Origin of the sequence: Candidatus Accumulibacter sp. ACC007 (assembly GCF_907163205.1) — a bacterium.
Taxonomy (GTDB): domain Bacteria; phylum Pseudomonadota; class Gammaproteobacteria; order Burkholderiales; family Rhodocyclaceae; genus Accumulibacter; species Accumulibacter regalis.
Genome location: NZ_CAJQUD010000005.1, coordinates 74,710 through 97,473, shown reverse-complemented (window position 1 = coordinate 97,473; position 22,764 = coordinate 74,710). Strand labels below are relative to the sequence as shown.

Sequence of the window (22,764 nt, the reverse complement as noted above, 5' to 3'; positions counted from 1 at the left end):
AATGGTACTTGGCCACGGTGGCGACCGGGTTCAGAATGGGCAGGATGGCGGAGCCTGCCAGTTGCAGGCACTCTGCCGGGCGATCGCGCTGTGTCGCCGGCAGGGCCGGTGATGAGGCTCAAGGCAAGGTAAATCGCCATTTCTTCCAAGGAGAACAGCGATGCTGCCGCTATGTTTCGTACTCATGCCCTTCGGCAAGAAACCCATACCGTCCGGAGTCACTGTCGATTTCGATGCCGTTTACCACGACCTGATCGCGCCGGCCATCGAGGCGGCGGGGTTGGAAGCGCTGCGTGCCGACCAGGAGGTCAGCGGCGGGGTGATTCACAAACCGATGTACGAGCGGCTGATTCTCTGTGACTTCGCCGTTGCCGACCTCACCGGCGCCAACGCCAACGTCTTCTACGAGCTCGGTCTGCGCCACGGTGTTCGCCCCTCGACCACGGTGCTGCTCTACGCCGGGAGCGAGCGCATGCCTTTTGATGTTGCGCCTCTGCGCGCGCTGCCCTACAAGTTGGCGGCGGACGGCAAGCCGAGCGATGTCGAGGGCGCACGCCAGGGTTTGCGCAAGCTGCTCGAAATCGCCAAGGCCGCGCGTGGTGACGAGAATACCGACAGCCCGGTATTCCAGTTGGTCGATGGCTACACCGCTCCCGATATCGCGCGCCTGAAGACCGACGTCTTCCGTGATCGGGCGCACTATGCGGTCGAGGCGCGCAAGCGGCTCGCCGACGCTCGCCGCGCCGGAACGGACGCCCTCAAGAAAGCTGCTGGCGAACTTGGCGAGGTGCAGAATCTCGAATCGGGGGTGGTCGTCGACCTCTTTCTCTCGTATCGCGCGCTCAGTGACTGGCAGGCGATGGTCGAGCTGGCGGCGCAGATGCCGGCGCCGCTTGCGCGCAGCGTGCTGGTGCGCGAACAGCTGGGCTTTGCCCTCAATCGGCTCAAGCGCCGCGACGAAGCCGAACAGTTGTTGGCCGAACTGATCAAGGAGCGCGGCCCGAGCAGCGAAACCAATGGGCTGCTCGGACGCGTGTACAAGGATCGCTGGGACGAGGCCCGCAACGCGAATGACCTGCTGAAGGCTGCGGGCTGGCTGAGCAAGGCGATTGACACCTATCTGCTGGGTTTCGAAGCCGACTGGCGCGACGCCTATCCGGGCATCAACGCGGTGACGCTGATGGAGCTGAAGAACCCGCCCGATCCGCGCCGGCTTGAACTGCTGCCGGTTGTCAGCTATGCGGTCAAGCGGCGCCTGGCCAAGGGAACGCCCGATTACTGGGACCATGCGACGCTGCTCGAACTGGCCGTCCTGCAAAAGGACGAGGGCGCGGCGATCGAGGCCGCGGGCAACGCCCTGGCCGCGGTTCGCGAAACATGGGAAGCGGAAACCACGGCCCGCAACCTGGCGTTGATCCGCGCCGCGCGTGAGCTGCGTGACGACGAAGTCGCCTGGGCGGCAATGATCGAGGACGAACTCACCAAGCGTTCTGCCGGCTGACGCGCGCGGCGGCGCTGGCCGCCTGGGCCACTACTTCGGCGCGCTCTGCCTGGCCAGAAAGCGATCGAGCTGCGCGGCAAAAGCCTGCCGGTCGCTGGCGCCGAAAGCCGCCGGTCCGGAAATGTCGACGCCGCTGCCGCGCAGTTCTTCCATGAAGTTGCGCATGCTCAGGCGTTCGCTGATGTTTTCCGGAGTGTAGAACTCGCCGCGTGGATTCAGGGCGTGCGCCTGGCGTTCGATGACCAGCGCGGCGAGCGGGATGTCGGCGGTGATCACCAGGTCGCCCGGCTGCACGTCCTGGACGATGCGCTGGTCGGCGACGTCGAAACCGGACGGCACCTGCCGGGCGCGGATGTACGGCGAGGGCGGCACGCGCAGCATCTGGTTGGCGACCAGCGTGGTCATGATGCGTGTCCGCTGCGCGGCGCGAAAGAGGATTTCCTTGATCACGCCGGGGCAGGCGTCGGCGTCAACCCAGATTTGCATTCTTTGCTATCTTCATGAAGGCCGCTACGGGTCGCGAAGGCGGCGCTTCGCTTGCCGCATACCCAGGGCTGGGGCTATTTCTTCTGCCTGGCGAGCGCCGCCATGGCTGTGGCGTGCGTCTTGTCCGCTGCCGCCTTGCGCGCGGCAACATAGGCCTGGAGGGTATCGTTGATCGATTCACCGGTCTTGCCATGGGTATCGAGGGCGGCGAGCAGCTCGAGCTGGCTGGCCTTGATCTGCGCGGCGTCGCGCAGATGACCCGCGTAGCGCCGGCAGGCAGCGAAGATTGCCGTAGCGTCATCACCGCTGCGCTTGCTGACCTGCTCGAGCATCGTTCGCGTTCTGATCACGGCCGGATCGCCGGCGGCGACTGGGTGGCCGAGCGACAGCGAGGCCATCTCCTGGGCGACGGTGTCGGTCGACATCGCTGCGGCGCTGCCGCAGGTCATTGCGGCCAGCGAGATCAGGGCGAGCATGGCGAAAGTCTGTTTCATCGGGTGGGAGGCTTTCAGGTGAGTGGCTGGGATCAGCGTGGTTGGCGACTCTCGCGCAGCCGCTTCTCGACGCCGACGACAAGATAGGCGAACAAACCGACAGCAACGATCTCCAGCCACTGGCGCAGGCCGATCGGCGCCGTGGCGAACAGGCGGTTGAGCAGCGGCAGGTAGGTGAGCAGCGCCTGCAGCACGGCCATGGTCAGCACACCGTACCAGACCGCCGGGTTGGAGAACAGGCCGACGTGCAGCGCCGAGCGGGTCAGCGAGCGGCAGTTGAAGAGGTACATCGCTTCGACGACGACGAAGACGTTGAGTGCGACGGTGCGTGCTTCAGCCAGCGGATTGCCCAGCGACAGTTCGCGCAGGAAAAGCCCGAAGGAGCCGGCCAGCAGCAGCAGGCTGACCAGCACGATCCGCCAGACCAGCGCGGCGTCGAGAATCGGCGTTCCCGGCCTGCGCGGGCGGCGCTGCATGACGTTCTCCTCGATCGGCTCGAACGCCAGCATCAGGCCGAGGAAAACGGCGGTGGTCATGTTGATCCAGAGAATCTGCAGCGGCGTGATCGGCAGGGTGGCGCCGGCAAGAACTGCCGCCAGGATGACCAGCCCTTCGCCGAAGTTGGTGGGTAGCGTCCAGGTGATGAATTTGACCAGATTGTCGTAGACGCCGCGTCCTTCCTCGACGGCCGCTTCGATGGCCGCAAAATCGTCGTCGGTGAGGACCATGTCGGCGGCGTCCTTGGCCACCTCGGTGCCGGCCAGGCCCATGGCGATGCCGATGTCGGCCTGCTTCAGCGCCGGCGCGTCGTTGACGCCGTCGCCGGTCATCGCTACCACCTCGCCGTTCGCCTGCAGCGCCCGTACCAGACGCAGTTTCTGCTCCGGCTCGACGCGGGCGAAGACGTTGACTTCCTGGGCCACCCGGCGCAGCGCCTGGTCATCGAGCGCCGCCAGTTCGACACCGGTGAGCGCCGTCTCTCCTTCCTTGGCGATATCGAGCTGGCGGGCGATCGACAGCGCGGTGACGGCGTGATCGCCGGTGATCATCTTGACCGTGATGCCGGCGACGTGACAGGTGTCCACCGCGGCAATCGCTTTCGGACGCGGTGGGTCGATCATGCCGATCAGGCCAATGAATACCAGGCCGGCGTCAGCACTGTCCTCGTCGAGCGCCGTCGCCGTGCCATTGCTGACGCTGGCCAGCCGGGCGATCGCCAGTACGCGCAAGCCCTCCCTGGCCATGGCGCGCGCCGCATTTTCGATTTCGTCGTGGCGCAGCGCCACCGGCTGGCCGGACGCGTCGAGCATCTGTGGCGAGCGCGGCAGCAACTGTTCTAGAGCGCCCTTGAAATACGCCACGCGCTGGCCGTCGATTTCGTGCGCCGTGGCCATGTACTGACGCGCGGAATCGAAGGGAATTTCGTCGAGGCGGGGGAAGCTCTTGTGCAGGCTTGTTTCGTCGAGGCCGGCCTTGCGGGCGACGACGAGCAGCGCGCCCTCTGTCGGGTCGCCGACGATGACCCATTGCTCGCCGTGTTCGCCGTCCGCGTCTTCCTTGCTCAGCGCGGCGTCGTTGCACAGCACTCCGGCGAGCAGGCACTCGCGCAAGGCGCCGCCGATCGCCGCGCCGTCGCCGACCTTGCCTTCCGGCGAGTAACCGTTGCCGCTGACCGTCGTCTGCACGCCGCCCGCGTAGAGTTCGCGGACGGTCATCTGGTTTTCGGTCAGCGTGCCGGTCTTGTCGGAACAGATGATCGTCGTGCTGCCCAGCGTTTCGACCGCCGTCAGCTTGCGGATGATTGCGCGTCGTTTGGCCATTCGCGCGACGCCGATGGCCAGGGTGATGGTCATGGCCGCCGGCAGCCCCTCGGGGATCGCACCGACGGCCAGCGCGACGGCGGCCATGAACATTTCGAAAGCCGAAGAACCCCGCCACATGCCGACAATGAAGGTGAGCACCGCCAGCAGGCCAATGGCGATCAGCAGCCAGTTGCTGAAAACCGCCATCTTGCGCGTCAGGGGTGTGGTCAGATCGGGGGCTTCGGCGATCAATTGCGAAATGCGGCCGGTTTCGGTGTGGTCGCCGGTCGCCACCACTACCCCCGCGCCGCGGCCGGTGATCATCACCGTGCCGGCGTAAGCCATATTGCAGCGGTCGGCGAGGACGGTTGCTTCGGGCAGCACGTCACCGTGTTTGGCCACCGCCGTCGATTCGCCAGTCAATGCCGATTCTATGGCCTGCAAGTCCTTGGCGCGGAACAGGCGCAGGTCGGCCGGCACCTTGTCGCCGGCCGCCAGCAGAACAACGTCGCCGGGAACCAGTTCGGTCGATGGCAGGCGTTGCTTGCAGCCTTCGCGCAGGACGGTGACTTCGCTGCTTACCGAACGTGCCAGCGCCGCTAGGGCATCCTCCGCACGGCCCTCCTGGATGAAACCAATCGCCGCGTTGATCAGGGTGACGCCAAAGATCACGCCCGAGTCGACCCATTCTCCGAGGAAGGCAGTGACCGCGCCGGCCAGCAGCAGCACCAGCACCAGCGGCTGGACGAACTGCAGCGCAAAGCGCAGCAGCGGTCCCTTGCCCGCTTTCGGGGTGATCCGGTTCTCGCCGTGCACGGCGCGGCGGCTGAGGACTTCACCTTCGGCCAATCCCTCGTCGTAGCTGGCCTGCAGGCGCGTTGCCGCTTCCTCAGCGGCGATGAAATGCCAGGCGACTCGTTCCGGGGTTTTCGCGTTCATTCTTCCCTCTGGTCAAGGCCGGCCGCTGGTCTTGGAAGATCGGCGGTTTCAGTGCATTTTTCTGAATTATAGGGCAGTCTTGGACTCGCCCCTGCGCACCCATCCCTTCTGTCACGGTAGCCTGGCAGCCGCGCCAGCGCCGGGCGATGGTGTCGGGAAACTTGACAATGGCCAGATCGCTGGTCCCGGGTTGCGGGCAATGCGCTTGATTTAAAGCGCTGTTAGAAATAGGCGTGATTTTTGCTTCTATGTTTCGGAATCTTTCGGATCCTTGGCATGATGGCACGTTTCAAGCGACCGCGCGGGTTCCCCGGTCTTCTCGTCGGGGTCCTCCTTGCAACTCAGGCGGCCGCGCACCCTCTTGACGACTATGACCTGGCACCGAAAGCCGGTGTCGGTCGCGACGCGTTCGTCGAGTTGCCGGCGGCCACGAACGCCAATGGCGACCCCTGGTCGACCGGCTCCTTGCTCGGCATTGACCGCGAGATGCCCGTCCCCTTGTTCGTTGACTCACCGGCCGTCGGACACCAGGACGCAGACTTTGCCAGCCCGGCGCAGGCCGACCCGCTCGGACGGGCGCTGCGTTCGGTGGTCAACGTGACTGCCAGACGGCAGCCGGGATCGTCTGTGCCGCGTGTGACTTTGCCCGCGGAACAGCTCGACCAGGTTAGCCCAATTCTGGTCGAGGACATCGCGGCAGCCGTTGTCAGAATGGAGGAAGGGCTTGCTCAAGTGATTACCGAAGCCCTTGACGCGCGCGTCGACGGCGAAGGTCGGGTCACTTTTTCCCTGCTTGGTGTGCAAGGTTTTCACGTGACCGCTGGCGACGGTCAGCTGTCGTTGGGCCATGGCGAGACTGCGGTGGCCTTCAACCAGGGAGCGGGGGCCCAGCTTGAGCGGCGGATCGCCGCGCTCGATGCTGCCCGCGAAGCCGCGCAGCAGGCGCCGCGCAGTACTTTCAATCCGGTGCGTGAGCTGGCCGAGCTGGGCTCCCGCATGGTTCAGTATCCTCTGTTCTGGGTCCTGGTCGTTCTGGCGCTGATCGGTAAGCTGGCGCTGGTGATTGCCAGCTCGCACAGCCGCCGGCACTCGCGTCGGACGAGTTCGGGCGGCGAGCAGCCCAAGGTCAAACGCACTCGCACCCGTATCAGGCTCAAGCGGGTGCGTACCCGAATCAGGCTGCGGCAGCCTTCGTAGGTGGTGCCGGCGGCGTTGCCGCCGTGGGGCCTTGGCGCCCGGCGTGCCCGCCCATGAGAAGACAATCTGTTCGCTCCTGCCGGGGTCGGCGGCTGCCCGTCTGCGCGAACACGATTCCTCGCCGATCCCGGCCAGACGGGCTTGGGGGTATACTGCAGCTGACGTCGCGGGCTTATCGCTTGTTCGGGTTCCTGCGGCCTACCTTCTGACCTCTCCACTCCCCAGGAATCCATCATGTTGCAGAAATCTGCCTCTTTCCCCGGTATTCGGGGCCCGATTGTAACCATCGTCATGGACGGCTACGGGATTGCCAAGTCCGCCGTCGGCAGCGCCATTGCTGCCGCCACGAAGCCGACCCTGGATCGCCTGTTTGCCAATTATCCGAACATCACCCTGCGCGCGCACGGCGTCGCTGTCGGCATGCCTTCCGACGACGACATGGGCAACTCCGAAGTTGGCCACAACGCCATCGGCGCCGGCCAGGTCTACAGCCAGGGCGCATCGCTGGTCGCCGACGCCATCGCCGCCGGCTCGATCTGGCAGGGTGCGGCGTGGCGGGAAGTCGTCGCCGCTGTCAAGGGCGGCCGCGGCGTGCTGCACTTCCTGGGCCTCTTTTCCGACGGCAACGTGCACAGTCACGTCGACCATCTGCGGGCGATGATCGCGCGCGCCAAGGAAGAGGGCGTCAAGGCGGTACGGGTGCACATCCTGCTCGACGGCCGGGACGTTCCCGAGACCAGCGCGCTCGACTACGTGCTGCCCTTCGAGGCCTTCCTGGCCGAGACCAGCGACGACAGCTTCGACGCCCGTATCGCCTCGGGTGGTGGGCGCATGAACATCACCATGGACCGCTACGAGGCGAACTGGAACATGGTCGACAAGGGCTGGCACACGCACGTCCTCGGGGAAGGTCCGCAATATGACAGTGCTGCCGCCGCGATCGAGGCGCTGCGCGCCGAATTCCCAGGGACGATCGACCAGGACCTGCCGGCATTCGTCATCGGGCGCGCCGGGGTTCCCGTCGGGACGATCAATGACGGCGACGCGGTGGTGTTCTTCAACTTTCGCGGCGACCGTTCGATCGAGATCACGCGTGCTTTCGAAGACGCCGAATTCGACAAGTTCGATCGCCTGCGCGTGCCCAGTGTTACCTACGCCGGCATGCTGCAATACGATGGCGACCTCAAGCTGCCGAAGCGCTTCCTGGTCGATCCGCCAGCGATCCTCGACACCATGGGCGAGTGGTTTGCCAAAGCCGGGATCACCCAGTTCGCCTGCTCGGAAACCCAGAAATTCGGCCACGTGACCTATTTCTGGAATGGCAACCGCTCGAACAAGTTCGACGGTGAAACCTACCAGGAGGTGCCCAGCGACGTGGTGCCCTTCGAGCAGCGTCCGTGGATGAAGGCTGCTGAAATCGCCGACGCCATGATCGACGCGCTGAAAAGTGGCAAGTACAAGACGCTGCGCTGCAATTTCGCCAACGGCGATATGGTCGGCCACACCGGCAGTTTCCGTGCTGCGACGATGGCCATCGAGGCGGTTGACCTGGAACTGGCGCGCCTCCTGCCGGTCATCGACGCGCTGGGCGGCGTTGCCTTGATCACGGCCGACCACGGCAATGCCGACGAGATGTACGAAATCGACAAGAAGAGCAAGCAACCGGCGAAAAATGCCGATGGCTCGTTCAAGGCGAAGACGGCGCACACTCTCAATCCGGTGCCCCTCATCCTCTACGACAATGTTTCCGGCGGCAAGCTTGCTCTACAGGCGAGTGAGACCGCGGGCCTCTCAAACATCGCAGCGACGATCGCCAACCTGCTCGGCTTCGAGAAGCACGTCAAGTGGGATGACAGCCTGCTGGTCGTCAAGTAGCGCTGAAGGGGCGTTTCAGGAAAGCTCAGACGGCCGCCGCAAGGCGGCCGTTCTGCTTGCCAAGTTGCCCTACCCGTGTCGACGCCAGCGGTCACCGGAAATCGACGCGCCGAAGAACCGGGTGGCGATCAGGATTTGCAGGGCCTCTTCTCGGATCGATTGGGGCCGGGGCAAAGCTTCCGTAGAATGAGCGAATATTTGCTCAGGGAACTGCCGTGGCCACTGCTCGCAAGAAAGCGTCTTCGACGCTGCTTACCTTGAAGATCGAACTCGTCGACACGACACCACTCATCTGGCGCCGGCTGGTAATTGGTGGGCAGGCGAGCTTCGCCACGCTTCACCACGTCATTCAGGCCGCGATGGGTTGGCACGACGCTCATCTGCACGAGTTTCGCGTCGGCGATATGAGAATCGGCGTTCCGGACGAAGAGTTCGACGAGCCCGACCACCCGACCGTGTTCGAAAAGCGCGTTCGACTAGACAGGCTGCTCGCGACGGGCGCCACCTTCACGTATCTCTACGACTTTGGCGACAGTTGGCTGCATCGCATCAGCGTCGAGCAGGTGCGGAAGCACGCCAATCAATACGACGACGGACTCGCTGTCGGCGTCGAAGGGGGCGAGCGTGCGTGCCCGCCAGAGGATGCCGGTGGCGTTGGTCAATACCAGGAGTTCGTGGCCAGCTTCGAGAACGACCCGTACGGCGAGGAGACCGAGCCGGTACGCACCTGGGCGGGGCTGGACTTTGATCCCGCCCGTTTCGATCGACCGGCGGCGAACGCGGCGATCGCCCGCATGTTGTGGAACGGCTGGATCAAATGATCCACCTTCTTACGGCGACAAGAAGCCCTCACATCCGGGAGGCGGCTGGCCGGCCCGTATTCTTCGCCTGGACGAGTTTGCGGGTTTGCGGAAGCGGGCGAGAAACCGGGGGGCTGACGTGATTCATCAGCTTTTGCGGGTGGCTTGGCTTGGCCTTGCCTGCGTCTTGATGGCTGGATGCGTCAGATTTCCGGCGGGTTCTGAACGGGCCATCGTGGTGCCCTCGCCAAACCACAATGCCCGGCGGCCAAATTTCGTGATCCTCCACGACACCACGAGCAGCAACGTCGAGCATGCCCTCCGGACGCTGACCAACCCGGTCCGCGAAGTCAGCTCGCATTACCTGATCGGACGCGATGGTACCCTATACCAACTGGTCGATGAAGAAAGGCGCGCCTGGCACGCGGGGATCTCTTACTGGGCAGGCAACACTGATCTCAACTCGGCGTCGATTGGCATTGAGCTCGACAACACGGGTGCCGAACCATATTCGGAAGTACAGATCATGGTTCTCCTCGATCTGTTGAAAGGCTTGCAGCAGCGCTACCGGATTCCGACGAACAATTTCCTCGGGCACGGAGATGTGGCTCCACGCCGAAAAATAGATCCGAGTCGGCTCTTCCCCTGGGAGCGCCTGGCGGCGGAGGGGTTTGGCTTGTGGTGCCGCGAACCAGCGGCGATGCCGGTTGCGGAATCTTTCGATCCTCAACTTGCGCTCCAGGACATCGGCTACGACACTTCGGACCCGGCCGCCGCCCTGGCGGCGTTTCGGCGGCATTTTCTTGGCGTTGATAGAGGAGGGGAAGCGACAGAGGCGGAACAACAGTTGATGCAGTGCCTGGTCGTCGCGAAGCGCCCGAAAGGCGCCTCCTGAATCCAAACGCTGCTCCAGCGCTTTGCGCCTGGCGATCAGGTCGGCCGCCTCATCGGTCGGTCAGCCCCGCAGCGATCGACAAACGACGCGGCCGCGCTCGCCTCATTGCTGCTGGCTTGGACGTAGTGTTAAATATGTCCTCTACTTCGTGGTGCGGCCTTCGCTAGACTCGAGGCATGTCGAAGCAGATTCCGCCTCCAACTCCGGAAATCAACCGTCTCAGGGCTGCCGCAGCCCTGATCCCGATCATTGAGTCTGGCTTGTTGGCCTCAAAGCTCTCCATCGAGCGTGCTTCACTCATGGCCTCGTTCTGCGAATGGACGGTGGAACGACCATCCGACGATCCAAACGTGGTCAAGCTGGCGGAAACGGTGGGTAGTGGCCTCAAACGCATCAAGATGGTGTTGTCTTCGGCAGGGTGAAACCTCCCGGCGGCTCTTGCTTTCATAAGCTTGCCGTCCATTGATTCTGGGTCGCAGATCATCGACGAAGTGCCATAGAAAATCGCTGAACGACTGTCCATCGGCGGTGAGCGCCAGGTACGCTTTGGCGTTGTGGATGGCGGCGGCGACCTTGGCTCGATTCCGGACGATCCCCGGATCCGCCAACAGGGCTGCAACTTTTTCTTCGTCATAGCAGGCAATCCGGGCCGGATCGAAGGCATCGAAGGCACGTCGGTGGTTTTCTCGCTTCTTGAGGATGGTCGCCCAAGACAAACCGGCCTGCGCGCCTTCCAGAAGCAGCCGTTCAAACAGGGATCGATCATCGTAGAGCGGCACGCCCCATTCCGAATCATGGTATTCACGGTAAAGGTCGAAGCCTTCGCACCAAGGACAACGTTGCATCGGCGGCAGCTTGGCAGACAAAAATTCAGTCTATGCGAAGTGCCCAGAAATCGCCGGTTTCCGGATGTCCGGGGTGAGCGGCTACCGACGACCAGATCGCTTGCCGGGCTTTTCCGGGCAGCTTCCGCTCCGCCGGGTCGCTTGTTTCTGGCAGGCCCGGGCCTTGATGAGAGGCGGCTCCTGCGCGGTTCGTCGGGTTGCCAAGCAGGCGCGCAGTCAACGGTGCTTGGGGTGCGCGCGTTAGTAGACGACATCTACACCTACAGGGCCAGCATGAAACGTCTTTTCCTCGCCGCCGCACTGATCGTCTCGACATCGCCTGTGCTTTCCGCCGACCTTGGCGTATCGGTAAGCATCGGCCAGCCTGGTTTCTACGGGCGCATCGACATCGGCGGCTATCCGCCGCCACAACTGATCTACCCACAGCCGATCATCATTGAGCGAGTGCCGGTCATGCGCCCGCCGATCTACATGAACGTGCCTCCTGGTCATGCAAAGCACTGGAGCAAGAACTGCCACAAGTACCGCGCCTGCGGGGAGCGGGTCTATTTTGTGCAGAACAACTGGTACAGCCGCGAATACGTTCCGTACTATCAGGATCAGCAGCGCTATCGACGTGAGGAATACCGCGAGGACTACCGCCGCGACTACCGTCATGACCACGATGATCAGCGCTGGGATGACGATCGCGGCAAGCAGAAGAAGGACAAGGGCCACGGCAACAAGGGTAACCACGGCGGCAATCGCCAGGATTAGCGAACGCCGTACTGCCTTCGCCCCGGGGTTCGAACCTTGCCATAGCCTTCTCGTTAGGTTTCGACCCACAGTGCAGCGCACCTAATAGCCTGAACCGGCCGAGGGGGCAACCGGTGCCCTGTGAAATGTTCCCTATCCAGAAGGGGATTCTCGCGGTCGGGGCGATTCCCCAGTCCATGCGTTTTTGCGGCCGCCGTGAGCGTGATACCGCTCAGGGCGCTGCAAAGAACTTCTTCAGCGCCGCCGCAAATTGCGGCGCGCTGCGCGGATCGGCCTCGTAGGTCTGGCAGCGGCGCTTGGCCACTGCAGGCAAAGCGGCTTTCACCAGCCGTTCGGTGCCCTGCTCGCCGATCAGAAGCGTCGGGCGGCCGAGCGCGTCGGCGATGCCCAGTTCGAGGCAGACGTTCGGGTTGAAGCCGCTGATGTCGACCGTGACGTGTGTCGCGCGGCAGATCTCGTGCCAGATTGATTCGATGATCTCCTGCCCATCGGCCTGGTCGCCACGCACCGGCTCTACGCCCGCTTGCCGCGCGCTGGCTTCAATCACCGCATAGGCCGCCTCACGCTCGCGGCGGAACGGCATGACGGCGAAGGTGCGCCGCGCACGCGGGACCGGGTACAGGCCGGGCCAGCGCGTTTGCAGCAGCTCGTGCTGACCTGTGCCGAGATAGGTATTGAAAGTCGTCAGCGCATTGCGGAACTTGATCGGATCATCGCCCGCGGCACACATCACCTTCAGTGCAACGGCGAGCAGTGGGTTGCCTGGCTCGCCGGTGGCCACCCGTTGGGCATAGTCGAGTGTCGCTGCCAGACTTGATTCCTTGCCGCCCCTGACCTGCAAGCCGTAGATCGCCGTGTGCACTTCGTTGGCCAGCCATGGGCGCAGCGCCTCCCCCGGGCGGTAACGACTGACATTCTGCGCGATGTCGAACGGGATCTCGGTATCGTCGGCGGCAATCAGCAGAATCTGAGTGCCGATTGTCAGTGCAATCCCCAGTTCGTAGTAAACCTGCGCCTGCGCCTCGGAAAGATCGAACACCGCGACGTTCGAGGATTGCAGCTCCTGCCATCGATGGGTTGCGAAATCCGCCCCTACGGGAGCGTCCACGGCGAGTTCCAGGCCCGAGAACATCAGTGCCCCCGCCAGCTCCTTGCGCATGCGCAAGCCGCCCGAGAAGAAGATTCTATTGGCATCGGTCGTTGCTTCGCCACGTGGCCAGACTGGCTGCGCCAATAGCGGGTGCCGGCGTGCGGCATACAGGCGAACCTCGTGTGCCAGCGCACGTGCCTGATCGCGCTCGAGCTTGTCCAGCGTCGCCGTGTCGTCGCCGGCCTGGCTGACCCAGGTGGTCAGCCGTCCGAGCCGCGCGAACAGGTCCATCGCGGCTTCACGCATTTCGGCTGAACTGTCCGGCGCCATGCCGGCCGCGCCGACGAACATTTTCAGCTCCTGCAGCGCGGCCAGTAGCCGTCCGCCGCGCGAGCCTTGCGCCGCACCCGGCCCCTTGAGGCTCGGGTTACGGGCCTGAGGGCTGAGTTCGCGTTTGAGCGCATCAATTTTTCCGCGATTGGCCATCATCGCTTCGAGCGACAAGCCCTCTGATGTTGTCGATTCCACCACTCCTTGCAGCCGTTGCATGAGACTCGAAAGTCCCGCCTGGCGGGTCGGATCGAGCGAGGGTTTCTCTTTCTCGAACTGTTGATTGAGGACATCGAACATGGCGCTGATGTGCTTCGCTTCGGCAGCGCGCTCTGGGTTTCGCTGTGCGTGCATCGGCTCGCCAGCGTCGGCAAGCCCGAGCTCGTCCTTCAATTGAGCCATCCGCTGATCGAGCTGGCCGGCTTCGCCCAGCAAGGTGACGATCTGCTGCGCGGTTGCGAGTTCCTCCCGGACGCTTTCGACTCCGTCCGGCATGTGGAGGCGCGTCAGCGTGAGAGCCGCGCGCAGGCGAGTGCACGCTTCAGTGGCGAGCCCGGGGTCTTTTCCTTCGCTCAACTGCAGGAGCACTTTCCCGAAGCAGTAGTTGAGCTTGACCCAATCGACCGCGTCCGCAGCCTCGGCGGCTACCTCCAGAGCGTTCTCGGCCTTGCGGTAGGCCCTTGCCGCATGTTCGAGCGCGCGGCGCTCCTTGCCTGCGCCGAGATCGTAATAGGCGTTGCCCGCCCAGCGCCAAGTGCGCGCACATTCGACGGCATCGCGCTCACTGAGCGGCGTCGCTTGCGCAAGTACTTCGAGCCCGTCTGCGACCGCCTCCATTTCGCTTGTGAAGCCCGCCCCGGTGCGATCCGGCCAGCGTTCGAGTGCCGCGTCGCTACGGGCGATCAGCGCCTCGCGATGCCTAAGTTGGTCGGGAGTCATGGCTGCGACCTAGGTCGACCAGGAAGTCTTGCCGTCGTCGAAGAAGAGGAAACCCTCGCCGTCGCCGCCGACCGTGCCGGCCCGGCTCGAGGCCGTCCAGGGTCCACTCTGCGCACCCGGCATGTGCATGGACGCCGCCAGGTTGCCAACCGCCGGACCGCCTTCCCATCCGAAATTACCGACCGCGTCCACCCAATAGCGACCTGGCCAAACCTGCATCACGCGGGTCAGCGCGAAGACGTCCTGAGGATGAAGCTCGCGTCCATTGACGAATACGCCGGTGCCGCCACCTGAGGCATTCGCCATCAGTGGCCCGCCGAGCGGGAGGCCGGCCGGGATGAAGCCGGTACATGGTCCTCCTTCGACGCCACAGGCGCCGTTTGCCCGGTCGTACCAGTAGCGGCCATCGAGTAGTGCGGTGTTCCATGCCCGCTCCATTGCCCCGACATCGTCATCGCTGATGCGCGCACCGTTGATGTAGATGGCACGCCCTGGCGCCTGAGCAGCGGCAGAGTTGGCGCACGTGCCTTCGGACAATTCGTGATAACGCAGTGCAAGGTCGGCCCCGCCGATGTCGTAGAGGCGGGACAGCGTGCTTTGGGAACCCGACGATCGTCTGTTCATCGCAATCTCCTGCTAACGTTTAGAAGGATAGGAAACCCAGGGCTGCCGATGCAGCATAGACAACGACCGCGATTTATTTGTTTCGATCAAGTGGCGCGAACCGGGAATCAGGTCGCGAAGGCCCGGACACCCTGGTTAGCCCTGCCGCGCTTGGTTTCCGGAGTTCCTCCAAAAATCCAGAATCAAGGAGTCGCGCAGAAGGAACACCGGCGAAAACATGGAAGGCGACAGCAGCAAGGCCTTCGGGCGAAAAGAGATCAGCGCCCCTTTTGATAGGTGCCGACCAATTGCGTTTCGGCAACGATGTGCCCCTGCATGGCCTGCTCCAAGGTCTTCTTGTTCGGCTCTTTCAAGTCGGGCAAGACGACGTCCAGCGCGTAGAGCTTATGGAAGTAACGGTGCCGGCCGATGGGCGGGCAGGGGCCACCGTAGCCGGTGCGCTGCCAATCGTTCAGTCCGTCCAGCGCGTCGGCAGGGCGCGACGGCAGTGCCTCGGGCAGCCCAGTGCTGTTGGCAGGCAGGTTGTACAGCACCCAATGAACCCAGGTCATGCGGGGCGCTGCGGGATCTGGTGCATCAGGATCGTCGACGATCATGACCAGGCTCTTTGCCCCCGCAGGCACTCCACTCCAGGTCAGTGGCGGGGAAATATCCTTGCCCTCGCACGTGTACAGCTTGGGGATCGAGCCGTTGTGCACAAACGCACTTGAAGAAATGCTCATGCCCATGGTCTTGTCTCCCGCTTGCGTGGTTGCGGACCAGGCGCCAAGAAGGGCCAGGCACGCCAAATGGGGCGCCCACCACCGGATTGTCACGGTCCTGTCAGGCATCGATACGACCCCTCTGTTAAAAAACGAGCATAGAGCTTAACCGCACGATAAAAGTATGCGGGTTTTCTCCGTGAGGTCAAGCTGCGCCGATGGCTGTTCGCCATCGGCTCTGCCCGGCAGCCCGTGCGAGGTCCCCGTTACGCTTCGGTCGACACCCCCCGATTTGGTCGCTATCGCTGCCGTGGTGCTCGACCGGGAACGGGATGGCATCGTAACCCCTGCCACGACCAACAGCACGAGCATGGCATTGGCGGCGCGAAGTCAGGCGACGTGCCGTGGGGGGGCGAGGTCAACAGGTATAAACGAAAAACCCCGCAGAACATGGCGTCCGGCGGGGTGATCGTTTTTGTCGCAGAGCTTTGCTGCGACGTTCCTGGCGGAGACGAAGGGATTCGAACCCTTGATGCAGGTTTATGCCCGCATGCTCCCTTAGCAGGGGAGTGCCTTCGACCTCTCGGCCACGTCTCCTAGGAGGGCGTGATGATATCGGTTTCGTCACGGCCGGTCAAACTCAACTTCGACTTCGGCGGCTTCTCCAGGCCGAAGGCCTTGTGCAGGACGCGGACGGCCAGTTCCAGGTACTTTTCCTCGATGACCACCGAGATCTTGATCTCCGAAGTCGAGATCATTTGCAGGTTGATCCCTTCCTTGGCCAGCGCGCCGAACATCTTGCTGGCGACGCCTGGATGGGAGCGCATTCCGACGCCGACGGCAGAGACTTTGCAGGTGCTGGTGTCGCCACTGAGGTCGCGGGCGCCGATCTTCTGCCGCACGGTCTCCAGGATCGCGAGGGCCTTGTTGTAATCACTGCGGTTGACGGTGAACGAGAAGTCGGTGGTGTCGTCGCGGCCAATGTTCTGGATGATCATGTCGACGTCGATGTTGGCGTCGGCGATCGGTCCCAGGATCTGGTAGGCGATGCCTGGGCGGTCGGGAACGCCGAGCATGGTGAGTTTGGCTTCGTCGCGATTGAAGGCGATCCCGGATATGACAGGTTGTTCCATGGTACTTTTTTCCTCAACAGTGATCAGCGTGCCCTCGCCTTCGTCCTCGAAGCTCGAAAGCACACGCAGTTTGACTTTGTACTTGCCGGCGAACTCGACCGAGCGGATCTGGAGCACCTTGGAGCCGAGGCTGGCCATCTCCAGCATTTCTTCGAAAGTGATGGTGTCCAGTTTGCGTGCTTCCGGCTCGACGCGCGGGTCGGTGGTGTAGACGCCGTCGACGTCCGTGTAGATCTGACACTCGTCGGCTTTCAGTGCGGCGGCCAGCGCGACGGCCGAGGTGTCCGAACCTCCGCGGCCCAAGGTGGTGATGTTGCCGTGTTCATCGGCACCCTGGAAGCCGGCGACGACGACTACGTTGCCTTCGGACAGGGCCTTGCGAATTCGCGTTTCGTCGATCTTGAGGATGCGCGCCTTGGTGAACGAGCTGTCGGTCAGCACGGTGACCTGCGAGCCGGTGAAGCTCTTGGCTTTGAGGCCCTGCGCGTGCATGGCCATGGCCAGCAGCGCGATAGTCACCTGTTCTCCGGTCGAGGCAATGACGTCGAGTTCGCGCGGGTCTGGCGAGGGCGAGATCTCGTTGGCCAGGGCGATCAGGCGGTTGGTTTCGCCGGCCATCGCCGACGGAACGACGATGACGTCGTGTCCTTGTGCCTGCCAGCGCGCGACGCGTTTGGCGACGTTTTTGATACGATCCGTCGAGGCCACCGACGTACCACCGAACTTCTGAACTATCAGCGCCATTGCAAATCCAATTTGAGGTCCGAAAAAATCGGTATTCTAAAGCATTGCTTGACATGGCGGCAAAGGGCGTCGGTCTTTATGAACCGATCAGCATTAGTCAAATGTTCTAATCAAATGCCACTTGCAATTCTTTTTGATTCGCCTATAGTGTGCCGTGTGTTACTAGGGTCATAGGGTGTCGATCTGTGGCAGGAGGCTGGGTTTCCTGCTGGTTCGCGTGGAGTAATTGTACGAAAGGATAGCTATGAGCACCGTCAAAGTCGTCGAGAGGGTCGATCCCCGCGAAATTCGTCGTAAACTTGGCCTCAATCAACAGCAGTTCTGGTCGAGAATCGGCGTGACACAAAGCGGTGGTTCGCGCTACGAAAGTGGCCGCAACATGCCCAAGCCGGTCCGTGAGTTGCTGCGCTTGGTGCATGTCGAGCAAATCGATATTCAGCGCCTCAAGCGCGAGGACTACGAGGTCATCGAGTATCTGAAGGCGGAAGACCCGGAACAGTTCAAATCCCTCAAGAAAGCTGCCCGCGGCAAGGGCAAGAAGCCCGTTTGAGCCTTGCTTGACCGTCGTGGCTGGCGCCGCCGGTAGTGGCGTTGCTGGCCTTGGCCAGGCTCTGGCTACCCGATGGGCCGAGGTTTTCGCAGCCCACATTCACCGCAACATTCCTACAAGCTCTCGCGTATTTCTCGTCTGACGGCCCCGCTGTCGCGGGATTTTGCGGCCTGGCGGGCAGCGCCGTTTGCACCGCCGTGAGCGTCAGTCACCGTCCTGCAGATGATCACGGGAGCTGCAGCATTTCCTTGGCGTGCTGGCGGGTGATTGGCGTGATTTCTATGCCCCCCAGCATGCGGGCGATTTCTTCGACGCGTGCTTCGGCGTCTAGCGTGGCGACACGGCTGCATAGCTGACCGGCCTCGGAAACCTTGCTGACTTGCCACTGCCAGTTGGCGCGTGCGGCGACCTGTGGCAGATGCGTTACGCAAAGGACCTGTCGTTCGGCGCCCAGTTCGCGCAATAAACGGCCCACGACCTCGGCCACCCCGCCGCCGATGCCGACGTCAACCTCGTCAAAGATCAGTGTCGGAACGCTTGCCGCCTGACTGGTGACCACCTGGATGGCCAGACTGATTCGCGATAACTCGCCGCCAGAGGCGACCTTGGCCAGGGAGCGCGATTCATTCCCGGCCAGCCCGGCAATGCGAAACTCTATCTGCTCATGCCCGCTTGCGCTGCCGCCTTCGACCGGCAGCAGCGCAACGTCGAAGCTCCCGCCACCAAGCGCCAGTTGCTGCATGACCTGGCTGACTTCGCGGCCAAGCGCCGCGGCGGCGCCAGCGCGACCGGCGGTCAGCCGGCGGGCAAGTTCGCCATAGCGTTGCTTCGCGGCTTCGACGCGTTCGGCCAGTCCGGCGAGATCGGCGGCGTCGCCAAGCACGGCCAATCTCTCCTGCCAGCGCGCCAGCAAGGCCGGCAGTTCATCCGGAGTGCAGCGAAACTTGCGCGCACAATCCAGGACCGCTTCGATTCGGCTTTCGACTTCCGTCAGGCGTTGTGGATCAAGTTCGACGCGGTTGGTGTAGCGGCGAAGTGCGGAGATCGCTTCGCCAAGTTCCGCCTGCGCCGAGTGCAGCAGGACGGCGATTTCGGCGAGAGCAGAGTCGTATTCGGACAGGTCGTCGAGCCGGTTGGCGACACTGGCGACCTGTGCCTCACACGCCGCGTCGCCTTCGGCGAGGACCTGCAGCGAGAAGTGGGCGCCCTCGACCAGGCTTGCGGCGTGCGCCAAGCGCTTGTGTTCGTCGTTCAACGCCCGCCATTCTTCGCTGGAGAAGCCGAGAGCGGTCACTTCGCCAAGTTGCCAGCCCAGTTGCTCGCGCTCGGTGGCCAGGGCTTCTATGCCGTCGGCCGCGGCGTCGAGCCGGTTGCGGGCGTCGCGCCATTGCCGCCAGGCGTCTGCGACTTCGGCCGCCAGGGGGGCTAGGCGCGCGTGTGAATCGAGCAGTGCGCGCTGTGCGTCGCCGCGCAGGAGCGACTGGTGGGCATGCTGACCGTGAATGTCGACCAGCGCTTCGGCAACCTCGCGGATCTGCACGAGGGTGACCGGCGAGCCGTTCAGATAGGCGCGCGATCGGCCGTTGGCGTCGAGCAATCGGCGCAGCAGCAGACCGTCCTGCGTGTCGAGATCGTGCTCCCGCAACCATTCTGCGGCCGCCAGAGAATCGTCCAGTTCAAACTCGGCAGCAATTTCGGCGCGCTCGGCTCCGGCGCGTATCAGGCTGGCGTCCGCACGCTCGCCGAGCGCAAAAGCCAGCGCGTCGACGAGAATCGACTTGCCGGCGCCGGTTTCGCCGGTGAGCGTGCCGAAACCGCCCTGAAATTCGAGTTCAAGGCGATCGACGAGGACAAAGTCGCGGATCGTCAGCCGGCGCAGCATGATAGGGTCGTCGCAGGAATCGCCTAGTGCTCCTTCGGTCGCTCGCTCCAGTGCAGCTTCTGACGGAGCATGGCGAAGTAGCTGTGGCCGGGGGGGTGGAGCAGGCAGATCGAGTATTCGGAGCGACGGAGGCGTACGCAGTCGCCGTTCTTGAGGTCGACCGTCACCTGACCGTCGAAGTGGGCGCGTGAATCGATGCCATGGACGATGCGGATTTCGATCTCGTTGCGATCACCAACCAGGATCGGTCGGTTGGTCAGGGAATGAGGGCAAAGCGGGACCAGCGCGATCGCCGAAACCTGAGGATGCAGGATCGGGCCGTTGGCCGATAGCGCGTACGCCGTGGAGCCGGTGGACGTGGCAACAATCAGGCCGTCCGAGCGCAGGTGATAAATGAATTCGCCGTCAACGAAGAGTTCGAATTCGATCATGCGCCCGATGGCGCCCTTGTCAACGACCACGTCGTTGAGCGCCAGATGGGCAGCAACGAGGCGCTCGTCGCGCGTGACCTCGGCTTCGAGGAGCATGCGCGTTTCGGGAACGAACTGGCCGTCGAGCAGGCTGTCCATGGAAGCCAGCATGTCACTGCGTGAGATGTCGGTCATGAAACCCAGGCGCCCCTGGTTTACTCCGACCAGGGGCACACGATAACGGGCCAGTTGACGTGCTGCGTTGAGCATCGTGCCGTCGCCGCCGAGGACGATCGCCATGTCGGCATGCGCTCCCAACCAGGAAAAGCTGCCGCTGGCCCAGCTGCGCAGGTCAAGTTGCGAGACGAGGTTACGGGCGGTTTCCTCCTCGATCAGGACGGTGATGCCGCGTTCGTGCAGGTATCTGGCCAGCATGCGCAGCGATTCGGCGATTTCCTGGCTGTGGTACTTGCCGATCAAGGCAATGGTCTTCGGCAGATTTGCGCAATCGGTCGATGTCGATTCGTGAGGAAAGGCATTGTTCATGGCGCCAATTAGACCACAATTCAGCTTGCCTCCGCGGCGCCCCGCTAGGGGGGGAATTTTTGTAGAATCCGACCCATGCTAGACGAACGCGCCAGACGGCTGCTCAAGACGCTCATCGAACGCTACATCGCGGACGGACTGCCGGTCGGGTCGCGCGCGCTGTCAAAGTTCTCGGGCCTGGACTTATCGGCGGCGACCGTGCGCAACGTGATGGCCGACCTTGAAGACAACGGTTTGATCGCCAGTCCGCACACTTCGGCCGGGCGCGTGCCGACGTCGCGTGGCTACCGTTTCTTTGTCGATAGCCTGCTCACCGTCGAGCCGCTCGAAAAAGCGAAAATCGACGCCATCGAGGGGCAGTTGCTGCTTTCCCAGCCGCGCCAGTTGATTAGCAATGCGTCGCTCCTGCTCTCCGGCTTGAGCCGTTTTGCGGGCATCGTCATGACGCCGAGGCGTCGGGTGCCGAAGATTCGCCAGATCGAGTTCGTCAGCCTGTCGGAGAAGCGCATCCTGCTGATCCTGGTGACGTCCGACGGTGACGTGCAGAATCGTCTGCTCTTCCCGGGGCGGTCTTACACCCCTTCGGAACTGGTCACCGCCACCAACTACCTGAACCAGCATTTCATCGGCGGTGATTTCGAGCACATTCGTTCGCGCGTCCAGGAGGAGGTGCAGAGGCTGCGCGGTGACCTACAATCGCTGATGGCCGCCGCGCTGGCCGCTGGCGACGAGGCGATGAAGGGTTCTGACGAGCGCTACATCATTTCCGGCGAGCGCAACTTGCTCGAAGTCGAGGAGTTCTCGTCGAACATGAAACGGCTGCGTGAGCTGTTCGACCTCTTCGAACAGCGCACGTCGCTGATGCAGTTGCTCGATCTGTCGCATCGCGCCGACGGCGTGCAGATCTTCATTGGCGGCGAATCGGGCCTGGCACCCCTTGATGAATGCAGTGTGGTTACCGCGCCCTACGAGGTCGACGGCCAGGTCGTCGGTTCGGTGGGCGTCATCGGTCCCACCCGCATGGCCTACGAGCGCGTCATCCCGATCGTCGACATCACCGCCAAACTCCTCTCTTCAGCACTCTCTTACCAGGCTAACTCCTGATGCCTCGTTATCTTCCCGAGCCGGCCTACCGTCATGGCTCGCCGGAAAAAACCGCCGTTCTGTTGATCAATCTCGGGACGCCCGAAGAACCGACGGCGCCGGCGGTGCGACGCTACCTCAAGGAGTTTCTCTCCGATTCGCGCGTCGTCGAGATTCCACGCCCCGTCTGGTGGCTGATACTGAACGGCATCATCCTCAGGCTGCGGCCGCGACGCTCGGCCGAAAAGTACGCGTCGATCTGGACCGCCGAAGGTTCGCCGCTGAAAGTGCATGTCGAGCGCCAGGCGAAGCTGTTGCGTGGCTTCCTGGGCCAGGCCGGGCATCAGGTGGTTGTCGATTACGCGATGCGTTATGGCGAGCCGTCGATCGCCGCGACGCTTTCTCGACTCAAGGCGGCAGGCTGTACGCGGATTCTGTTGCTGCCGCTCTATCCGCAGTACGCGGCAAGTACCACGGCCACCGCGATCGATGCCGTAGGCAGCTGGCTGCAAAGCGTTCGCAACCAGCCGGAAATACGCTCGCTGAGGAGTTTTGCCGACCATCCGGGCTACATCGCCGCACTGGCTGCCAGCGTGCGCGAGCATTGGGCGAGCAGTGGGCCGCCGGGTGACTCGTATCGGCTGATCATGAGCTTTCATGGGTTGCCGCGCTACACCCTGGACAAGGGCGATCCCTACCACTGCGAGTGCCAGAAGAGCGGCCGCTTACTGGCCGAAGCGCTTGGTCTGACGGCCGAGCGCTACCAGGTCTGCTTTCAGTCGCGTTTCGGTCGCGCCGAGTGGCTGCAGCCGTACACCGCGCCGACGCTGAAGGCGCTCGGCAAGCAGGGCGTGCAGCGGGTCGATGTGATCTGCCCGGGGTTCCCTGCCGATTGCCTGGAGACGCTCGAAGAGATCGCCATCGAAGGTCGCGCCGAGTTCCTCCATGGGGGCGGCAAGGAATTCCACTACCTGCCGTGCCTCAACGAGCGCGACGACTGGATTCGCGCTCTCGCCGATATCGCGGAAACGCAGCTGCGCGGCTGGCCGACAAAGCTCGTACCCGACCCGGCGGGACTCGAGCTCAGCGCGTTGCGCGCCAAGGCATTGGGAGCGTCATCCTGAGGCCTGCGCCAGCGCGCC

At 63.3% G+C, this 22,764-nt stretch carries 19 protein-coding genes and 1 tRNA gene; 9 read left to right on the top strand and 11 right to left on the bottom strand.

Features of this window, described 5'->3' with window-relative positions; translation table 11 throughout:
• Window positions 1-160: 160 nt before the first annotated feature.
• On the top strand, window positions 161-1,501 hold the full coding sequence (locus tag QZ634_RS13480; RefSeq protein WP_291989164.1) for a TRAFs-binding domain-containing protein: 1,341 nt from the start codon (window positions 161-163) through the stop codon (window positions 1,499-1,501).
• 30 nt (window positions 1,502-1,531) lie between these two features.
• Here QZ634_RS13480 and QZ634_RS13475 read toward each other — a convergent pair whose 3' ends face one another.
• The 3 genes from QZ634_RS13475 to QZ634_RS13465 all read right to left on the bottom strand — a co-directional run bounded on the left by QZ634_RS13475 (window position 1,532) and on the right by QZ634_RS13465 (window position 5,222).
• Entirely contained in the window at window positions 1,532-1,987 is a 456-nt protein-coding gene (locus tag QZ634_RS13475; protein WP_291989162.1) for a YaiI/YqxD family protein, read from the bottom strand.
• Window positions 1,988-2,061: 74 nt separating this feature from the next.
• The gene (locus QZ634_RS13470) at window positions 2,062-2,481 is read right to left on the bottom strand and encodes a hypothetical protein (protein ID WP_291989160.1); all 420 of its coding nucleotides are present in this window, start codon (window positions 2,479-2,481) and stop codon (window positions 2,062-2,064) included.
• Between the two features lie 32 nt (window positions 2,482-2,513).
• Entirely contained in the window at window positions 2,514-5,222 is a 2,709-nt protein-coding gene (locus QZ634_RS13465; RefSeq protein ID WP_291989158.1) for a cation-transporting P-type ATPase, read from the bottom strand.
• Between the two features lie 276 nt (window positions 5,223-5,498).
• On the opposite strand from QZ634_RS13465, the gene QZ634_RS13460 reads away from it, so the two are divergent.
• The 4 genes from QZ634_RS13460 (at window position 5,499) to QZ634_RS13445 (ending at window position 9,989) form a co-directional block, all read left to right on the top strand.
• Window positions 5,499-6,419 carry a hypothetical protein gene (locus tag QZ634_RS13460; RefSeq protein ID WP_291989156.1) on the top strand — a complete coding sequence of 307 codons (921 nt, stop codon included), beginning with the start codon at window positions 5,499-5,501 and terminating at the stop codon, window positions 6,417-6,419.
• 234 nt (window positions 6,420-6,653) lie between these two features.
• Window positions 6,654-8,294, top strand: coding sequence for a 2,3-bisphosphoglycerate-independent phosphoglycerate mutase (gene gpmI / locus QZ634_RS13455; RefSeq protein ID WP_291989154.1), 1,641 nt, complete (start codon window positions 6,654-6,656; stop codon window positions 8,292-8,294).
• 257 nt (window positions 8,295-8,551) lie between these two features.
• Entirely contained in the window at window positions 8,552-9,115 is a 564-nt protein-coding gene (locus tag QZ634_RS13450) for a plasmid pRiA4b ORF-3 family protein (protein ID WP_291989152.1), read from the top strand.
• 118 nt (window positions 9,116-9,233) lie between these two features.
• Window positions 9,234-9,989: an N-acetylmuramoyl-L-alanine amidase gene (locus QZ634_RS13445; protein ID WP_291989150.1), complete on the top strand. Its 756-nt coding sequence runs from the start codon at window positions 9,234-9,236 to the stop codon at window positions 9,987-9,989.
• A 293-nt stretch (window positions 9,990-10,282) separates the two neighbouring features.
• Here the strand turns inward: QZ634_RS13445 and QZ634_RS13440 are convergent, their stop codons facing one another.
• A complete protein-coding gene (locus tag QZ634_RS13440; protein WP_291989278.1) occupies window positions 10,283-10,834 on the bottom strand; it encodes a DNA-3-methyladenine glycosylase I in 552 nt (183 codons plus the stop codon).
• 231 nt (window positions 10,835-11,065) lie between these two features.
• On the opposite strand from QZ634_RS13440, the gene QZ634_RS13435 reads away from it, so the two are divergent.
• Window positions 11,066-11,590 (top strand): hypothetical protein, encoded by a 525-nt coding sequence (locus QZ634_RS13435; RefSeq protein WP_366145399.1) that lies wholly within the window; start codon window positions 11,066-11,068, stop codon window positions 11,588-11,590.
• A gap of 211 nt (window positions 11,591-11,801) precedes the next feature.
• Here QZ634_RS13435 and QZ634_RS13430 read toward each other — a convergent pair whose 3' ends face one another.
• The 5 genes from QZ634_RS13430 to QZ634_RS13410 form a co-directional block, all read right to left on the bottom strand.
• Window positions 11,802-13,949 (bottom strand): hypothetical protein, encoded by a 2,148-nt coding sequence (locus tag QZ634_RS13430; RefSeq protein WP_291989148.1) that lies wholly within the window; start codon window positions 13,947-13,949, stop codon window positions 11,802-11,804.
• A 9-nt stretch (window positions 13,950-13,958) separates the two neighbouring features.
• Window positions 13,959-14,573: a hypothetical protein gene (locus tag QZ634_RS13425; protein WP_291989146.1), complete on the bottom strand. Its 615-nt coding sequence runs from the start codon at window positions 14,571-14,573 to the stop codon at window positions 13,959-13,961.
• Between the two features lie 257 nt (window positions 14,574-14,830).
• Window positions 14,831-15,301, bottom strand: a complete 471-nt coding sequence (locus tag QZ634_RS13420; RefSeq protein ID WP_291989144.1) for a YbhB/YbcL family Raf kinase inhibitor-like protein — start codon at window positions 15,299-15,301, stop codon at window positions 14,831-14,833.
• Between the two features lie 476 nt (window positions 15,302-15,777).
• Window positions 15,778-15,871 (bottom strand) — tRNA-Ser (locus tag QZ634_RS13415).
• Complete coding sequence (locus tag QZ634_RS13410) at window positions 15,871-17,151, bottom strand: aspartate kinase (RefSeq protein ID WP_291989142.1); 1,281 nt, start codon at window positions 17,149-17,151, stop codon at window positions 15,871-15,873. Before QZ634_RS13410 ends, QZ634_RS13415 begins: the two co-directional genes overlap by 1 nt.
• A gap of 244 nt (window positions 17,152-17,395) precedes the next feature.
• Here QZ634_RS13410 and QZ634_RS13405 point away from each other — a divergent pair, with 244 nt between their 5' ends.
• Window positions 17,396-17,701, top strand: coding sequence for a helix-turn-helix domain-containing protein (locus QZ634_RS13405; RefSeq protein ID WP_043565565.1), 306 nt, complete (start codon window positions 17,396-17,398; stop codon window positions 17,699-17,701).
• 226 nt (window positions 17,702-17,927) lie between these two features.
• Here QZ634_RS13405 and recN read toward each other — a convergent pair whose 3' ends face one another.
• Together recN and QZ634_RS13395 are read right to left on the bottom strand one after the other, a co-directional pair.
• Complete coding sequence (gene recN, locus QZ634_RS13400) at window positions 17,928-19,583, bottom strand: DNA repair protein RecN (protein WP_291989140.1); 1,656 nt, start codon at window positions 19,581-19,583, stop codon at window positions 17,928-17,930.
• A gap of 23 nt (window positions 19,584-19,606) precedes the next feature.
• Window positions 19,607-20,539, bottom strand: a complete 933-nt coding sequence (locus QZ634_RS13395) for an NAD kinase (protein WP_291989138.1) — start codon at window positions 20,537-20,539, stop codon at window positions 19,607-19,609.
• 75 nt (window positions 20,540-20,614) lie between these two features.
• Here QZ634_RS13395 and hrcA point away from each other — a divergent pair, with 75 nt between their 5' ends.
• On the top strand, window positions 20,615-21,643 hold the full coding sequence (hrcA, locus tag QZ634_RS13390) for a heat-inducible transcriptional repressor HrcA (protein ID WP_291989136.1): 1,029 nt from the start codon (window positions 20,615-20,617) through the stop codon (window positions 21,641-21,643).
• Window positions 21,643-22,746 (top strand): ferrochelatase, encoded by a 1,104-nt coding sequence (gene hemH / locus QZ634_RS13385; RefSeq protein WP_291989133.1) that lies wholly within the window; start codon window positions 21,643-21,645, stop codon window positions 22,744-22,746. Before hrcA ends, hemH begins: the two co-directional genes overlap by 1 nt.
• Window positions 22,747-22,764 lie beyond the last annotated feature (18 nt).

Coding starts and splice junctions, on each gene's coding strand:
- QZ634_RS13465 (WP_291989158.1), bottom strand. CDS start 5,222: ATGAACGCGAAAACCCCGGAACGAGTCGCCTGGCATTTCATCGCCGCT.
- QZ634_RS13420 (WP_291989144.1), bottom strand. CDS start 15,301: ATGGGCATGAGCATTTCTTCAAGTGCGTTTGTGCACAACGGCTCGATC.
- QZ634_RS13460 (WP_291989156.1), top strand. CDS start 5,499: ATGATGGCACGTTTCAAGCGACCGCGCGGGTTCCCCGGTCTTCTCGTC.
- QZ634_RS13470 (WP_291989160.1), bottom strand. CDS start 2,481: ATGAAACAGACTTTCGCCATGCTCGCCCTGATCTCGCTGGCCGCAATG.
- hemH (WP_291989133.1), top strand. CDS start 21,643: ATGCCTCGTTATCTTCCCGAGCCGGCCTACCGTCATGGCTCGCCGGAA.
- hrcA (WP_291989136.1), top strand. CDS start 20,615: ATGCTAGACGAACGCGCCAGACGGCTGCTCAAGACGCTCATCGAACGC.
- QZ634_RS13430 (WP_291989148.1), bottom strand. CDS start 13,949: ATGACTCCCGACCAACTTAGGCATCGCGAGGCGCTGATCGCCCGTAGC.
- QZ634_RS13480 (WP_291989164.1), top strand. CDS start 161: ATGCTGCCGCTATGTTTCGTACTCATGCCCTTCGGCAAGAAACCCATA.
- QZ634_RS13440 (WP_291989278.1), bottom strand. CDS start 10,834: ATGCAACGTTGTCCTTGGTGCGAAGGCTTCGACCTTTACCGTGAATAC.
- QZ634_RS13410 (WP_291989142.1), bottom strand. CDS start 17,151: ATGGCGCTGATAGTTCAGAAGTTCGGTGGTACGTCGGTGGCCTCGACG.
- gpmI (WP_291989154.1), top strand. CDS start 6,654: ATGTTGCAGAAATCTGCCTCTTTCCCCGGTATTCGGGGCCCGATTGTA.
- recN (WP_291989140.1), bottom strand. CDS start 19,583: ATGCTGCGCCGGCTGACGATCCGCGACTTTGTCCTCGTCGATCGCCTT.
- QZ634_RS13425 (WP_291989146.1), bottom strand. CDS start 14,573: ATGAACAGACGATCGTCGGGTTCCCAAAGCACGCTGTCCCGCCTCTAC.
- QZ634_RS13405 (WP_043565565.1), top strand. CDS start 17,396: ATGAGCACCGTCAAAGTCGTCGAGAGGGTCGATCCCCGCGAAATTCGT.
- QZ634_RS13475 (WP_291989162.1), bottom strand. CDS start 1,987: ATGCAAATCTGGGTTGACGCCGACGCCTGCCCCGGCGTGATCAAGGAA.
- QZ634_RS13395 (WP_291989138.1), bottom strand. CDS start 20,539: ATGAACAATGCCTTTCCTCACGAATCGACATCGACCGATTGCGCAAAT.